Raw genomic sequence first — 15,268 nt, 5'->3', positions numbered from 1 at the left:
AGAATTACCAACGCATGATTTTGAGTGTTTTTTTCTGAGTTAAATCTTCAATTCTGAGTAAAATATCGGGATTAAGTGTACTTAGAGAAATCACTTTCGTTGTTTCGTTGGTGTTAAGTATGAAAGTGTCTTGATAAATGATTTGATTTGAACTTTGTTCAATAAAGCCAATTCTTAAATTATTGTTGATAAGTTGATTCGAGAATTTAAGCGTTATTTCTAATTTATTGGAAGGTAAAATACTAACCGATACTATGTCATGGGAAGGCTCAATGGCCGTAAGTGAATATTCACTCTGAGCAGCAGTGCTGGCCCTTGAAAAATTGGCATAGCCATAACCTAATTGAATAGTAGGTGAAGCAAACTGATGTCCTGATTTTCTGATGCATTGTATGACTTCTTGAGCTGTGAGATAGGGGAAGGCTTGCCAAAAACCAGCAACTAAGCCAGCTACAAGCGGGGCAGAAAATGAAGTGCCATTGCTCGTTGATGTTGTTCCTGAGGTATTGCAGAGTGCAGTACCACTGCCAACAGCCACGACATCGGGTTTTATACGGCCATCGGCTGAATTGCCTATTGAGCTAAAAAAAGCGTAAACACCCGAGCGAGACACTGCTCCAATGGCAAGAACCGAATCTGCATCGGCAGGTGCCGTTATGATTTGCCAAGAAGGATCATCTCCTGAGTTTCCCGCCGAAACAACCACGACCATTCCTGTGGCTGCTGCAAAATCAGCTGCACGGGTAGATAAGGCCGTTTTGCCGTCCATCATTGAAGGTGTATAATCATCGGCTGAATTATCAAAAGTACTATAACCTAATGATGAACTGATTATATCAGCCCCTACGCTATCGGCCATTTCGGCTGCAAAAAGCCAATTGGCTTCTTCAAGCGGGGTCTCAGAAGAATTATCCTCTGTGCGAAATAAGGCAAAAGATGCTCCAAAAGCTGGGCCAATTATCTGATTTTCAATAAAACCAGCCATTGTGCTCAATACAGAGGTTCCGTGGCCACCTTGTTCGTAAACAGAGTTATCGTTATCTACAAAATCATAAACTTTGAGAATTTTATTTTGTTGAACTAAATGTTGCAGGCATGTACTTGTATTTACATTCAAGTAGCCATCATCGAGTAGTGCAACCAATATTCCTTCGCCATGAAAGCCTTGATTATGCATGACATCTGCCCCCAAAAGCTGTATTTGGGCGGTGGCATCGCCATAATTTAGCGTTTCAACAGTTTCAAAGGTAAATTTATCTTTATTTGTTCTCGCACGAGCTTGTTTAAGCGGACGATTAAACTCGATACTTTTCACTGAGTTTAAGGATAAAATCGTATTTTTTTGAGTTTCAGTTGCTTCAACCAATACTGCATTCATCCATCTCGATTTGTAAATAACTGTTGCCCCTGTCTGCTTAATAGCATCAATATAAGCAGGGTTTGGTGGTAAATCGTTTGTTGTTATCTTAATTCCTTGTTTGAAGCGTCGGTCAATGGCTTTTTGAGATAAATAGCTTAAAGGATTATTTACTGAATAAGGAGAGTTGATTTTATCTTTTAGTAAAACTAAGTATTTGTATTTTATTTGGGCATGAAGACTCGAAAAGCATGTACAGCCTAATAAAAATATAAGTAGTAGTTTTATTTTCATGGCATTATTATCATTTCTCCAAAACTATCTTCTTTACGTTATCTTCGCTCAAATCAATATTTTTGAAGTTGGACGTTTTTATAATTAAGTCGTTTTGAATAAAACTATTACATAAAAATGCACTGCTTGAGTTAATATCGGCTCTTACATTATTGAAATAGGAAGTTTCCTCCAAACGATAATTACACGGCTGATTCGTCGATAATTCGAGATTACCTATTTGGCATGAGAATAACCTTACGTAACTGCTTCTGCTATCAATTTTAAGCTGGTCTATTTGTAAATAAGCAAATGTCGTATGGCTCACTTCGCCTTTATAATAACTAATATTGGGCGTATAGATATAAATCTGCCTTTGAATAGAATTTTCCTTAGTTGATTTTGGCGTTTTATTTACATGTAGAATGAGCGTATCGCCTCGATAACTCATATCTATGTACTTGATGAATGATTGATGAAACTGGATTTCATGCTTTTTACTAGGCTGTACATAAACTGTTACTGGGCCTAAATCGGTTTCTAAAACCACTTTGTTGAAAGGTTGAGAAATGAACGTCTTATAGTTAGAGGGTTTTACCAAAGTGTCGTATTCGGCTTGGCTAGAAACTTTTGATTTAGGCGAATGCTCTACTTTTTTTAAATAGTACCAAACCGAACCACCAATGGCTGCCCAAACTGAAAGAATAATAACCGTGAGAATTATACGCTGATTTTTGCTCATAATCGTAGTTTTTGCCCTTGGAATGCAACTTGAAAGCCTTTTTGATGCACTACTTTATAAGCAGCAGACTTTTCATTCATGACAGGGTTTGTGTGATTAAAGTGTATAAAATGAACTTTTGATTTTTCTTTTGCAGCAAGAGGGGCTAAAAGTGCCATTGTTTCGCTTACAAATGGGTGCGGAACTTCACTCATGGGCCGACTGATTTCGCCATCTTGATAAAATGTGCCATCAAGCAGGGCATAATCTACCGATTTCACCATGGTAGCCAAATCTTTATTCCATTTTTGCCATTTATCAATATCTGGAATAAAAATAAGGCTTTTATCAGAGGTAATGATTTTATAACCAACAGTTTCCGAAAATTCATCACGGTGTGGAACTCGAAATGCTTGCACACTGATTCGCTCATTGAGTTTGATTAATGAATCTTCTTTGATAAGTTGTAAATCAATGTTTTTTAGACTTACCAACTGGCTCCAAGGACCATTTTGTTCAATAAAGGTTTTCATTTTAGGCATTGCATAAACCTTTACATGATTGCTCCCCATCGCTTCTCTACCCAAATACATTAGGCCAGTATAATGCCCTATATGGGCGTGCGTAAGAAAAATACCTAAATTTTGTGGCTTAGGCTCATTGAGTAAATGTAATTGCTGGGTAAAATCTGGCGTAGCATCAAAAAGCCATTGTTGGTTCGATATGGGGTCGATAATCGCTATGCAAGAAACTAATTGGCGAGGGGTTTTTCCTGCAAAAACAGCTTTACAACATTCTTTTTGACAATTGGCTTGCGGAAAACCACCATCTTGGGCAATACCCAAAACTTGTACGTAAGGATTTTGTGCAAAAGCTAAATTCGCTCCAAAAAGAGTAAAAAATATGGATGTAAAGTATTTCATGTGATGAATATCGAATAAAAATGACCAAATTACAAGGCGAAATTACCATTCTTCCCAAGATTCTTTTCTAATAATACTATTTCGTAAATATTTGCCCCATAATTTTTACTAAACCGCTTTATAAATTTGAAAAAATGACTCCTATTAGCAAAAAGACTTTTATCCGAAAAGTAAAGGATATTACGATTGGTAGCACCTTGGCTATTACCATTCTTGGCAATACTATGGTTTTACAAAGTTGTGGAAGCGATAGCACCGATGAAGAGTATGAATATGAAGAAGTTTATACCAAAGGTGTAAAGACTTATATCAAAGAAACCGAAAAAGGTGTTTTTAAGATAACTGACGAGAAAGAAGTACCGATTGATAGCTCGGTGGCCATCGTAACTTATCTTGATGGAAAAAAAGACTCGCTTTCTCCTAAAGTTGTACAGGGCCTCATTGATAGTGAAGTGAAAAATAGTCCTAATACAATTGGGCAAAGTAGCAATCTTTCTAATGCTTTGTTATTTGGTGGAATGGGCTATTTGTTGGCCAAAACTATGAGTCCGAATTATGCTTCTTATCGACCTGATGTAAGCGGATTTCAAAATAATAATTCTACATCAAAGGCTGATACTGCTCGTCATCGACGAAATCATTACTACGGTGGAAGAATGATGAGTTACTATGCCAGTAGTAGTGCTTTTAATAAATCTACCCAAGTGCACCAAAACATTGGTAGCTCACGCACAACCATGGCTCGACCAGTGGGTGGTCGTAGCGGATTTTTTCATAGTTCAGGTCATAGCAGCCATAGTTCATGAGTTAGATTTTACATTTATTGAATTAGGCCAATCCAAAAGCCATCATCTAAAGCTTTAAAAGTTTAACACAACAATCTAAGTAAATGAATTTAAAGAAATTAGCAATTTCACCAGAGGCATCTCTTCGCAATATTGGTTGGAACTGGATGCTCGGTGAAGATACTTTGCCATATATTACCAACGAAATGGTAGCGGTTTCGGAAGAGGAAGCCGAAGCCTATTTTGAGGCTGCCAACGAATTATACGAAATGTATATTGAAGCTGCTCAACACATAATTGATAATGAACGTTTTATCGAATTAGGAATTCCCGAAAATTTGATAGAATTAGTGAAACATTCTTGGGAAAATGATGCTAATTGGCATATTTATGGTCGTTTTGATTTGAGTGGAGGCGTAAGTGGGAAACCAATTAAACTCATCGAATTTAATGCAGATACCGCTACTTGTATTCCCGAAACGGCGGTTGTTCAATGGGCTTCACTGAAAGCCAATGGATTAGACGAGAGCAGTCAGTTTAATACTTTATATGAATCTTTTGTAGAACAATTTCGGGAATTGCACCGTCAGAATCCAACGTTTGAAAAAACGCTATTGATTTCAACAATGAAAGATTTTCCTGAAGATGATACCAATATGCAGGTTTTGGGCGAAGCAGCAAAAGAAGCGGGCTTCGAAGTAGCCTTTGAATACATTGAAAATGTTGAGTTTTCACCCATTGAGGGCATTTATAAGCAAAATCCAACCGATGGTAGTTTTACAAGATACGATTTTTGGTTTAAACTCATCCCATGGGAATATATTGGTTGGGACGAACCCGAATTAGCTCAAATTTTGACCGAAATTTCAAGAAATAATAAAGCGGTTATTCTAAATCCAGCATATACTTTACTTTTTCAATCGAAGGCTATCTTGAAAGTTTTATGGGAGCTTTATCCAAATCATCCATTGCTGTTAGAAACTCGTTCGAAGCCAATTTTGGGCAAAGTTTGCGTAGAAAAAGTGCTTTTCGGACGAGAAGGAGCAAACGTACGAATCATTTCAACTTCGGGGGTTGCTACTAATAGTACAGATGGAGAATACTTTGAGCAAGCAACAGTTTTTCAAGAATATACCGATTTTATACAAGATTCGGTAGGGAATTCATATCAAGCAGGAGTATTTTTTGTTGGAGAAGCCAGTGGATTAGGTTATCGACGAGGCGGAAAAATCTTGGATAATAAAGCTCAATTTTGTGGGCATTTGATTGAATAGGAGATATACAATTAATTGGCAAAGTTTCAAATGGCTTTGCCAGTTTTTCTCAACTACTTTTCTTAGGTAAGACATAATACATCACACCTCCCACTGATACAATAACTAAGATAATTATCAATATTTTTTGTAGGTTGCCTTCGTTGGGGTTTTCTAGTAAACGTCTGATTTCTTTCGCCTGAGAACCCGTCCAGACGGCTAATAATGTGCGTGGAATCATTCCAAAAAAACCGCCAATAAGAATATTTTTCAGTTTTGCTCCCGATAACGCAAAAACAAAGTTTGTAAGAGCAAAGGGTAGAATAGGCGATAATTTAGTAAAAAAAATAAATTTCAATTCTTCCTTTCTGATATTCTCTAAAATAGCGTTCACTTTCTTATTTTCAGAAAGATAAGCTCTGAATTTATCACCATCAATTCTTTTGGTAACGGCATTTACTAAAAAAATGGCTACCATATTCATTAAAAAAACGGGCAAAACTGCTTGCCAACCAATAAAATAGCCAAATATCAGAGCCAAAAGGGTAGGAGGAGTAAAGGCAAAAGTACAAGTAATGCAACAAATCAAAGTTGCCCAAACCCAATCTTGCCAACTAAAATCTAATACTATTTGCTCATGTGTGATAACCGCAACCGTAAGTGCCGAACTGAAAATAAGAGGGATAATCGTCAGAAAAATAGAAGAAATGAGCGGAAAAGAGTATTTGATAGAGAATTTCAAAACTTATATAATTAAAAATCTCCAACTTATCAAAGAAGGAGATTGAAGATGAGAATAATATTTTATGCAAAGATACTAAAACAAAAATCCATATCGAAGCGTGATAGGAGTTTGGCTACCCAATAAACTTTGCGGACTAATAAAACCTTGATTCGGATAACCTAAATTATACATTACAGATATAAAACTACCCCGATTTCCCTGACCTCCTTGGTAAAAACCAGCTCCAATAAGTGGCGAACGGCCCCATACTTTTCGATTTGGGTCTCCTGAATTTAGATTATATGAATAAAATTGGTCGGCGTATGCTCTGATAAACTCATATTCACCGTGTACGAAGACACGTTTGAATACTTGTTGACGCACAAAAATTTTAGGTCCAAAAATCGTATTATTTGTGTTTGCGGCACTATTTCGGTTAAATGTTCCTTGAAAAATAAACGTACCACCTACACCCACAATTGTACCTTTTTCAGTTACTTCATAACCAACCATTGGTGAAGCATCAATGTAAAATGCACCAAAAAATCCTAACCAGAAATTGCCCCCATAACGGAGTTTATCTTTCCACGCTGGTTGGGGTTTCTCAAAAAATATCTGATTTTGAGTTTCTCTACCTCCAGTTGTGGTTGGAGCTGTTGGTACGGGTTCTTGTGCAAAAATGCTTAAAGAGCAAATAATCAACGCACTCGCTAAAATGATTTTACGCATATACTAATTTCTTCTCTTCCTGTAAAAAATCAGGCAGTTTGATGTTTTCAAGGAGTTGTTCTTCGAGCATATTTGCCCACTCCGTAAGATAAACGATGACATCTGCCTTTACATTGTGGCGAAGATAACGTTTTTCGGCTGGTAAACGCATTAAAATTTGTTTATCTGATAGTTTTTCGAGATTCTGCATGTCTTCGAGCGTAAAACCAGAAGTGAGCATCTCATGAATAAGCATATCAATCGGCATTCTTGAAATACCGCAATACTCATTAATTTGTTCGTTCCAATCCCCGTTGCCTTGCATGGCATAAGCATGAATTTCGGCCTTCGTACGTCTGGTTACTTCTTGTACTAAATTACCACAATTACAACTACCCATGTGTCCCCACATATATTCATTGCCTTCATTAAGTTTTTTTGCAGTACGACGCAGTGCGTCAATAACTTCTAATTTTGCCTGTGCCATATTATTTATTAATTAAAGCGGGTATTTTTTACCCGTGCTAAGTAAAATTAAGAACGCTTTTGAGCATAAAACTGCTTGTACGAGCCAATTGTTTTTCGTACTGGTAGTAAAAATAAAAAGGTCTCTCGAAAAAATATCAAGAGACCCTCTATAAAATTTTTAAAAGCCTTAGTTTGGTAGAATTATGCTTTTTTTGCTTTAGCTTTAGTTTCTACTTTTGGCTCAGCGGTTTTTGCTTTCGCAGTCTTGGCAGGTGCTTTGGCAGCTACTGGCTCAGCAGTTGTTTTAGCTTTAACAGCTTTTGCTTTCGGAGCCGGAGCTACAGGAGCATCAGCTACAACTTCAATCACACAGTTTTCTACTGCGAACTCAGGAATATATTTTGAAGCTTGTGTATCATTTACCCAACGACCATCATTTAATAAATAACGGTACTCGTACAAACCAGCCTGTAATGTTACAGTTGCTTTTAATGAACCATCTTTTTGTTTTTTAAGAGCTACTCCTTGGTTTGAATCCCAGTTATTGAAATTACCTAGTAAGATACCAGAAGTTGCACCAGCAGCAACATCAGCAGGAAGAAGAAAATCAATTTTTTTACTTGACATATTGTATTTTCGTTTGATTAACAATACAAAGTTTTGCATAAAAAAATATCATTTCCTACAAATATCATTGAAAAGTGCAAAAAATCTTTAAAAAGTACAATTTTATTAAAAAATGATTAAAAAAAGCGATTTAAACTACCTAAATAGTTTAAATCGCTTATTATCAAATTGTTATGTGATGTTAATTTTGGTTGAACTGCTCAGTGATTACTTTTCGTAATGCTTGGTGCGGACGCAACCCATTATTTCGATATACTTTTGGACCATTATCGGTCTTATTATCTTGTGCATTTCGCATTTGTCGAACCGAAGTACTTCTAAATTCTTCATACTCATCATCGGTCATTTCTTCACGGTTAGCACGGCCTTTTTCTAAACCATCATCAAAGGTATTAATGCGGCGGTCTTGGTCGGCAACTTTCGAGCGGTTGAGCATATCTTCAATGATTGCCATTAGTTCTTTTCTTTCTGCATTTAGTTCATCAAGCTTCGGAAGTAATGTCAAATCGTGTTCTAAGATATTTTTTTGAACTAATTGTTGAGCCAAATCACTTTCAGCAATTTTTAATTCATCAACTAATTTTAGGTTTCTTTTTTTGAGGCGTTTAATGGTAGGCCCAGCTTGAAGCCAATTATACCAATAAGCCTGCAAAATTGGAAAGGCTATTCCTAAACAAATGGCACCAGCTACGGCAAATAAAACTCCACTCAAAACAAACGACATTAAGGCCCAAGGACTATTGACGAGGTCAACATTGAGTTTATCAAAAGCTTTTAATTGCTCATCCATTTTCTGAATAATCGCTTGATTATCAGCAGGATTTACAGCCGTTGGGTCCATTGGCTGGCTATTAAGCTGCATGGCCTTAATTTGCTTATTGATACTTTCTTTGAGTTTATCTGTTTTGTAAGCTTCATAGCGAAACCAACCCAAAATAAGCATAGTAGCTATCGAAAACACTAATAAAAACCCTTGAAAAATGGCGTAAGTACGCTTAGTTTTTGGTGAATAATCATTAATGTATGGTTGTTCAACGAGGCGGTCGTAGGCTGGTTTGAGTAGTACCGAAAGCATTGCTAAACCAATGGCAAATGCCCAAGCCTCATAATTATCACGAATATTGAGGGCGTAAGCCACAATTTCATGCGAGATAATTAAATCGCCAGATACAAATGCAATACCAGCTGATAAATAGAGAAGGCCAGCCAAAAACGAATAGGGCGTTTCTCTACTGTTGCGTTTGCCTTCAATTCGCTTGATATTGGTAGTGTTATCTTCAATTTGCTCTTGAATAAAACTCACTTTACGTGCGTGAGTGTTTATACCCATGATGTGCTCTTGCAGTTTATCAAACGAAGACTTCTCTTTTTCTTTAGTTTCGGCAATTTCAACGTCGATTTTCGCTACTTCCTCCTTTTTTTCAACAATACGTTCCTGTAGCCATTCGTAGGTAACGTGGCTCGAAATATATCCCTCATAAGGGTCATCTTGTTGGTCTTTGTCCTTTCTGATGTTTTCAACACCAATCAAGTATCCATGTTGGAAGTCGGAATTGTAATAGTTTTCTGGATTTTCCATATTTTTAATTTAGCTTTGGTCGTTGGCGTGAAGCGTTCAACCTTCATTGCTAATACTAATTTTCTATATCAATATGATATTTATCTAAAAGCCCTCTCACATTAAGTTGAGAGAACCTCGCTTTTTTGATTTTGTTTAATTCTGGGTCGATTGAAAAGTTTTGTGCGGTTCTAAAATCTACTTTTTCTAAGATACTACGCTCAAAAACAGCCGATACTAATTCACAATTATCAAAAATGGCGTTTGTAAGGTCTGTTTCTGTAAAATCGACTTCTTTCAAATTACAGTTCTTAAATTTAGTGGCTTTCATTTTAAGTTTGAAAAAGCCTGCCAAATGTAAGAAACAGTCATCGAAACTCACCGCAAACAAAAAAGGATTACATTCCCCAAAATTTACCCCGAGCAGTTTGCAATTTTTAAACTTCACTTGCTTCATAGAAGTATTGCTAAGCCTTACATTGCTGAGGTTACAGTCTTCAAATGTACATTCAACAAAATCGTAGTTTGAAAGATGTAAATTTGAAAAATCACAGCCAATAAATGAACAACCCTCATACTCGCCTTTGCGGAAAGTTTCTTGTGTGAAATTTATTCCGCTAAACTCTTCTTCTTCTATGATTGGCTTGATCATTACTTCAAAATATCTTGTATTTGTTTGCCTGTTAACTTTTCACGATAGCTACGGGCCAAATTAAATTCACTTTCAAAGAGTTTTACAAGCATTTCGCGGCGTTCATTGAGTCGTTTTAGCTCTGCTTCAGGAAATTTCAGTGTATCCACAATTTTCCATTTATCCATTCTTTGCTCGTCGATTTCGGCTTTTAATTTCTCAATTTCCTCTTCCCATTCTTTGGACTTATTTACTTTGTCTTTTTCTAAACGAAGATTATCAAGCCAAATACCCGAATCTGTTTTCAGTACGGTTAGGTTACTGAGCAAGAGTTTTCCAGCAAATAAAAATAAGAAAAATACGAATAAAAATAAAGCAATTGAACGAAGAACACTCTGGGTTTCAAGGGCTTGTACGAATACAAAAACAGAAGCTGCCAAAGGCATACCTACTTCTTCGAGTAGCTGACGCCAAGAAATTTTGGTGTCTTTTTCGTGAAAGAGTGATTTTGGATTAAATAAATTGAACATACCCGCCAAGAATACACCCAAGGCAATGACTCGATGATTTTGCGGGAAGTTTTTTAAAATAGATTCATCAATTAAATAATAATTACCTACGCACATAGCTAATGAAAGCGTTACGCCAATAGCCGTACGAAGCAGTTGATGGTCGGTGCGTTCTTTATTTTCAAGTACACGAGTTTTTTCGGTAAGCTCATGGATACGAGTTTCTTTTTGTTCTATAAGTAAATTTATTTCGCCGATTTTTTCTGAATGATACTCAACCGTTTTTTCCAACTCGGCAGTCTGATGAGCAAAATAATTACGGATAGACGCAATTTTCTCTTCAGCTTTCGACTCCGAAAGTCCAAAAATTACGCCCTCATCACGCAAGGCATCTTCGTTTTCAAGCCAAAACGGAATGATATCCATCTCGGGCGAAAAAGTAGCGTTGTCTGCATTCGGTACGGTAATTACTTCTGGAGAGGAAATGGTTGGCTGGAGGATATTAGCATCGTTAGTATCTTCGGTACTCGAAGGAACTTCTGCGGGTTTTGTACTGAAAAGGTTTTTGACTTTATCTAAAAAGGACATGGTTATTTGACTCATTTAAGCACGCATGCTTACGAAGGTATTCGGAAAATTAAGTCTGGGTTTTCATTTTTGTACGTAATAAAATAGCATTTATTACATCACGAAAATATTTTTCTCGTTCTAAATTTCCGCCAAAACCAGCGTCTATTATAATAGCAGCTTTTTCGTAAGCAATTGTGTATTCTCGATGATTAGTATCTTCACTATGACTAAGGTTGCTATGTAACGAAGCTCACATAGGGCAACCACGATGCCATATTAACTCGAAATTGAGAAAAATATTTCGATTTTAAAAAAATAAAAATGAAGAATGGGCTTGAATGAGGTTGGAGGGCGTAAATTTTATAACTTTGTGCTACATTAACCCGCTTCCAGCCTTCTTCAAATGAAGAGAGATTCTTTCAGTAGTTGGGAGTGATAAGCGAATAAAATGATTTCAATAATTGTAGCAACTGCAGAAAACGGTGTCATAGGAAAGGATAATCAAATGCTTTGGAAGCTTTCGACTGACTTTAAATACTTCAAAAACCTAACAACTGGCCATTCGGTAATTATGGGGAGAAAAACTTTTGAGTCGATTGGTCGACCGCTTCCTAACCGAACGAATATTGTTATTTCACGTCAGCAAGATTTTGTTTTGCCTGAGGGTGTACTGAAAGCATCTTCGCTTGAAAATGCCATTGAATTGGCTAAAACTCATGTGGGTAGTGAAGAAATCTTTATTATTGGCGGCGGTAATGTCTATGAGCAAGCACTTAAAATTACGGATAAAATTTATCTGACAGAAGTCGACGCTAATATTGAAGGCGATGCGTTTTTTCCAACTTTAGATATGAGTGAATGGACGGAAAATTCTCGAGTTTCGCATCACAAAGACGAAAAAAATGAATATGATTTCGATTTTGTGGTATTAGAGAGAAATTAATGGTTTGAGGGGGCCTTTAAATAAAAAATTACAATCTTTTTTGTTCTCCTATTACACTTTTTATATATTCGTTATTTGCCATCTATTCAAAAACTCTTTTTTACTAAATACCACTTGTGAAGCACTAATAAATTTGATTTTGATTTAATCTTGTTCATTTTTGTAGTTGGTTTTGATTTTAAGCAATACACAATGTCGCAGATTAGATTAGTTTCTCCAAAATACCCAAGTGGGAGGGCTTCTTATTTTGTTAATATGAAAGTATCTACACTACAACCATTTCAGATGGTTTACTCATTATTTGAACACGAATATCTCGGGTTTTTGTTTGAAGCGTTTGTGGTGCAGTTAAATAGTAAAGGAGAACTTACCTTGCAAAATCAGAGTGTTTCTTCAAAGAATATTTCAGAATTTTCTGAGCGAATTGATGCCGATGATTATGCCTTAGTTAAATTAACCGAAGCCATTCAGCAAGACACCGTAGTTAAAAAGTTTAGCCCCAAAAAACAGGCTCCTCTTGATTTTTTTCTGAAAGTTTTCGACCCCGAAAAAGGGGATAAACTATTGCAAGATACTGTGCATAGTTACATGGAAAAGCACCGTTCCGAAATTTTAGAAAAGCTACTCAATAAACAATTATTCATTATGAGTAATGATGGAGACCCAACTTGGAAAGCCGTCAATACTATAAAAGAAGGTGCAAAGGCATATTTTAATTTTATTCGTAATGAGGAGAATACACATTATTTTCCGAGCATTAAATGTGGTGGAGAGCGAGTGCAATTTCAGTTTAAAAATGCCCGTATTTTGTGCGAAGAACCAGCTTGGTTATTGATTGATGATAAACTTTATCATTTTGAGAAACAAGTAGATGGCAAAAAGCTAAAGCCATTTCTAAATAAAAACCATATAATTATTCCGAGAAACATCGAAGAAACTTATTATCAGAAGTTTATTGCTCCATTGGTAGCACAATTTGATGTTTTTGCACAAGGTTTTGAGATTCGATTTGAGAAACATGAACCTAAGCCAGTTTTAGCGATTTCGGAAGTTGTTTCGAATAAAAAAGTGACTGTTTCGCTCTTTGACTCTTCTGATGAAGAAGAGGAAACCGATGAAGAAAGCAAAATTGTGTTTGATTTATCTTTTCAGTATGGGAATTATACTTTTAGGTTTGATAGTTTTTCGGCCGAAGCTTATGTGAGTGTAGAGCGTGCGGGCGATAGTTGGCTATTTCATAAAGTAAAACGAGATTTAAAATATGAAAAACAGCGTGTAAACCTTCTCAAAGATTTAGGCCTTGATGCCCGTCAGGGGAGGTGCACAATGGATAAACACGCTGCTTTTTCGTGGCTGCAAAGCAAGGCTAAGGTTTTAGAAGAAAATAATTTTGAGGTTAAGCAAATTGAGAATGCCGATAATCAGAAACAATATTTCTTGGGGTATTCATCTATTGAGGTGCATATTGAAGAGAAAAACGATTGGTTTGACATAAAAGCAAAAGTGAGATTTGGTGATTTTGAAATCCCTTTTCTAAAACTTAGAAACCTAATTCTATCAAATAAGCGTGAGTTTACGCTTCCTAATGGTCAAATCGCAGTAATTCCTGAAGAATGGTTTACCCGATATTCAGAACTATTTAGTTATGTAGATAAACTTGATGATGAAGTAACAATTCTGAAAAAGCACCACCTTGTTTTGGTGCAAGACCTGACCAATGAAGGTTTGGCTTTTTCGGTGATTAGTAGGAAGTTGGAAAAATTAAGAGACTTCGATAAAATTCAACAATATGAAGTGCCGAAAGGATTAAAAGCGAACCTCAGACCTTATCAAAAAGCAGGTTTTGATTGGATGAATTTTTTAGCAGAATACAAGCTTGGAGGTTGTTTGGCCGATGATATGGGTTTGGGGAAAACCATTCAAACTTTGGCTTTTTTGCAAGGAATTAAAGAAAATCAATCTGGTGATATGCACGAACCATCGCTTTTGGTTATGCCTACTTCATTGGTGTATAACTGGTTAAAGGAAATTGAGAAATTTACGCCCGAATTAAGAGCTTTTGTTTATACAGGAACAAATCGTGAGAAAAATACGGAGCAATTTGATAATTATGATTTGATTTTAACCTCCTACGGAATCCTGAGAATTGATATTGATGTTATTAAAAATTATCGATTCAATTATGTGATTTTGGATGAATCTCAGTCAATTAAAAACCCAAGTTCGCATATTTCTAAGGCCGTAATGCAGCTCAATTCGGCCAATCGCTTGATTTTGACGGGTACACCTCTTGAAAATAGTACGATGGATTTATGGACCCAAATGACTTTCATCAATCCAGGACTGTTGGGTACGCAAACTTATTTTAAAAATGAGTATCAGATTCCGATAGAAAGACACCAAGATGAAAAGCAAAATAAGCGACTTTACAGCTTGATTAAACCATTTATGCTGCGTCGTCATAAATCGCAGGTAGCTACCGAATTACCACCGAAAGTTGAGAGTATTCATTACTGTGATATGAGCGAAGAGCAGGAAAAACGCTACGAAGAAGCCAAATCTTATTATAGAAATATTATTTTAGAGCAAATCGAAGAAAAGGGTTTTGGTAAATCTCAAATGGCTGTTTTGCAAGGACTCACCAAATTGCGTCAGTTGGCTAATCATCCATCAATGATTGATGAAACCTACGAAGGAGATTCGGGCAAGCACGAAGAAGTGCTACAAAAGCTCGAGACCATTGTGGAAGAAGGCCACAAAGTGCTGGTATTTAGTCAGTTTGTGAAGCATTTGGAGATTTATCGTGAATATCTCAACAAGCATTATATTCGTTATTGTTATTTGGATGGTTCAACTTCTGACCGCCAAGAGCAAGTAGATATTTTCCAGAAAGACGATTCGATAAAAATTTTCTTGATTTCATTGAAAGCTGGTGGTTTGGGCTTAAATCTGACCGCTGCCGAGTATGTATTTTTGCTCGACCCTTGGTGGAATCCTGCCATTGAGGCTCAGGCCATTGACCGTGCCCACCGAATTGGTCAGCAAAATACCGTATTTACTTATAAATTTATTACAAGAAATTCGGTTGAGGAGAAAATTCTTTCTTTACAGCGAAATAAGCAAAAACTTTTCAACGACCTAATTACAACCGAAGAGAGTTTTGTAAAAGCTCTCACGAAAGATGATATTTTGAGTTTATTGGAGTAGTAGTTTTTCTA

14 protein-coding genes are annotated in these 15,268 nt (G+C 36.4%); 4 read left to right on the top strand and 10 right to left on the bottom strand.

The window, feature by feature from the left end; translation table 11 throughout:
- Positions 1-4: 4 nt before the first annotated feature.
- From EMTOL_RS05545 to EMTOL_RS05535, 3 genes are read right to left on the bottom strand one after another with little or no spacing between them, the layout of a single operon-like run.
- Positions 5-1,651: a S8 family peptidase gene (locus tag EMTOL_RS05545; protein WP_015028292.1), complete on the bottom strand. Its 1,647-nt coding sequence runs from the start codon at positions 1,649-1,651 to the stop codon at positions 5-7.
- Between the two features lie 10 nt (positions 1,652-1,661).
- Positions 1,662-2,372, bottom strand: coding sequence for a hypothetical protein (locus tag EMTOL_RS05540; protein WP_015028291.1), 711 nt, complete (start codon positions 2,370-2,372; stop codon positions 1,662-1,664).
- Positions 2,369-3,274: an MBL fold metallo-hydrolase gene (locus EMTOL_RS05535; protein WP_015028290.1), complete on the bottom strand. Its 906-nt coding sequence runs from the start codon at positions 3,272-3,274 to the stop codon at positions 2,369-2,371. Before EMTOL_RS05535 ends, EMTOL_RS05540 begins: the two co-directional genes overlap by 4 nt.
- A gap of 134 nt (positions 3,275-3,408) precedes the next feature.
- On the opposite strand from EMTOL_RS05535, the gene EMTOL_RS05530 reads away from it, so the two are divergent.
- Together EMTOL_RS05530 and EMTOL_RS05525 are read left to right on the top strand one after the other, a co-directional pair.
- Positions 3,409-4,080 carry a Cj0371 family chemotaxis-regulating polar lipoprotein gene (locus EMTOL_RS05530; RefSeq protein WP_015028289.1) on the top strand — a complete coding sequence of 224 codons (672 nt, stop codon included), beginning with the start codon at positions 3,409-3,411 and terminating at the stop codon, positions 4,078-4,080.
- 83 nt (positions 4,081-4,163) lie between these two features.
- Positions 4,164-5,333, top strand: coding sequence for a glutathionylspermidine synthase family protein (locus EMTOL_RS05525; RefSeq protein WP_015028288.1), 1,170 nt, complete (start codon positions 4,164-4,166; stop codon positions 5,331-5,333).
- A 49-nt stretch (positions 5,334-5,382) separates the two neighbouring features.
- Here the strand turns inward: EMTOL_RS05525 and EMTOL_RS05520 are convergent, their stop codons facing one another.
- From EMTOL_RS05520 to EMTOL_RS05490, 7 genes are all read right to left on the bottom strand, one after another.
- Positions 5,383-6,054, bottom strand: coding sequence for a TVP38/TMEM64 family protein (locus tag EMTOL_RS05520; RefSeq protein WP_015028287.1), 672 nt, complete (start codon positions 6,052-6,054; stop codon positions 5,383-5,385).
- Positions 6,055-6,129: 75 nt separating this feature from the next.
- Positions 6,130-6,765, bottom strand: a complete 636-nt coding sequence (locus tag EMTOL_RS21690; RefSeq protein ID WP_015028286.1) for a hypothetical protein — start codon at positions 6,763-6,765, stop codon at positions 6,130-6,132.
- On the bottom strand, positions 6,758-7,231 hold the full coding sequence (locus tag EMTOL_RS05510; protein WP_015028285.1) for a hypothetical protein: 474 nt from the start codon (positions 7,229-7,231) through the stop codon (positions 6,758-6,760). Before EMTOL_RS05510 ends, EMTOL_RS21690 begins: the two co-directional genes overlap by 8 nt.
- A 182-nt stretch (positions 7,232-7,413) precedes the next feature.
- The gene (locus tag EMTOL_RS21685) at positions 7,414-7,839 is read right to left on the bottom strand and encodes an isoamylase early set domain-containing protein (protein ID WP_305953181.1); all 426 of its coding nucleotides are present in this window, start codon (positions 7,837-7,839) and stop codon (positions 7,414-7,416) included.
- 181 nt (positions 7,840-8,020) lie between these two features.
- Positions 8,021-9,418 carry a hypothetical protein gene (locus EMTOL_RS05500; protein ID WP_015028283.1) on the bottom strand — a complete coding sequence of 466 codons (1,398 nt, stop codon included), beginning with the start codon at positions 9,416-9,418 and terminating at the stop codon, positions 8,021-8,023.
- A gap of 55 nt (positions 9,419-9,473) precedes the next feature.
- Positions 9,474-10,049, bottom strand: coding sequence for a pentapeptide repeat-containing protein (locus tag EMTOL_RS05495; RefSeq protein ID WP_015028282.1), 576 nt, complete (start codon positions 10,047-10,049; stop codon positions 9,474-9,476).
- Positions 10,049-11,125, bottom strand: a complete 1,077-nt coding sequence (locus EMTOL_RS05490; protein WP_305953180.1) for a hypothetical protein — start codon at positions 11,123-11,125, stop codon at positions 10,049-10,051. The genes EMTOL_RS05495 and EMTOL_RS05490 overlap by 1 nt, the downstream gene beginning before the upstream one ends.
- Positions 11,126-11,555: 430 nt before the next feature.
- Between EMTOL_RS05490 and EMTOL_RS05485 the strand changes: the two genes are divergently transcribed.
- On the top strand, positions 11,556-12,050 hold the full coding sequence (locus EMTOL_RS05485; RefSeq protein WP_015028280.1) for a dihydrofolate reductase: 495 nt from the start codon (positions 11,556-11,558) through the stop codon (positions 12,048-12,050).
- A 255-nt stretch (positions 12,051-12,305) separates the two neighbouring features.
- Positions 12,306-15,257 (top strand): DEAD/DEAH box helicase, encoded by a 2,952-nt coding sequence (locus EMTOL_RS05480; RefSeq protein WP_041693933.1) that lies wholly within the window; start codon positions 12,306-12,308, stop codon positions 15,255-15,257.
- Positions 15,258-15,268 lie beyond the last annotated feature (11 nt).

Source organism: Emticicia oligotrophica DSM 17448, assembly GCF_000263195.1.
Taxonomy (GTDB): domain Bacteria; phylum Bacteroidota; class Bacteroidia; order Cytophagales; family Spirosomataceae; genus Emticicia; species Emticicia oligotrophica.
The sequence above is the reverse complement of the archived record's forward strand: the minus strand, read 5'-3'. Positions and strand labels throughout refer to the sequence as shown.

Coding starts and splice junctions, on each gene's coding strand:
- EMTOL_RS05545 (WP_015028292.1), bottom strand. CDS start 1,651: ATGAAAATAAAACTACTACTTATATTTTTATTAGGCTGTACATGCTTT.
- EMTOL_RS05540 (WP_015028291.1), bottom strand. CDS start 2,372: ATGAGCAAAAATCAGCGTATAATTCTCACGGTTATTATTCTTTCAGTT.
- EMTOL_RS05535 (WP_015028290.1), bottom strand. CDS start 3,274: ATGAAATACTTTACATCCATATTTTTTACTCTTTTTGGAGCGAATTTA.
- EMTOL_RS05530 (WP_015028289.1), top strand. CDS start 3,409: ATGACTCCTATTAGCAAAAAGACTTTTATCCGAAAAGTAAAGGATATT.
- EMTOL_RS05525 (WP_015028288.1), top strand. CDS start 4,164: ATGAATTTAAAGAAATTAGCAATTTCACCAGAGGCATCTCTTCGCAAT.
- EMTOL_RS21690 (WP_015028286.1), bottom strand. CDS start 6,765: ATGCGTAAAATCATTTTAGCGAGTGCGTTGATTATTTGCTCTTTAAGC.
- EMTOL_RS05510 (WP_015028285.1), bottom strand. CDS start 7,231: ATGGCACAGGCAAAATTAGAAGTTATTGACGCACTGCGTCGTACTGCA.
- EMTOL_RS21685 (WP_305953181.1), bottom strand. CDS start 7,839: ATGTCAAGTAAAAAAATTGATTTTCTTCTTCCTGCTGATGTTGCTGCT.
- EMTOL_RS05500 (WP_015028283.1), bottom strand. CDS start 9,418: ATGGAAAATCCAGAAAACTATTACAATTCCGACTTCCAACATGGATAC.
- EMTOL_RS05495 (WP_015028282.1), bottom strand. CDS start 10,049: ATGATCAAGCCAATCATAGAAGAAGAAGAGTTTAGCGGAATAAATTTC.
- EMTOL_RS05490 (WP_305953180.1), bottom strand. CDS start 11,125: ATGTCCTTTTTAGATAAAGTCAAAAACCTTTTCAGTACAAAACCCGCA.
- EMTOL_RS05485 (WP_015028280.1), top strand. CDS start 11,556: ATGATTTCAATAATTGTAGCAACTGCAGAAAACGGTGTCATAGGAAAG.
- EMTOL_RS05480 (WP_041693933.1), top strand. CDS start 12,306: ATGAAAGTATCTACACTACAACCATTTCAGATGGTTTACTCATTATTT.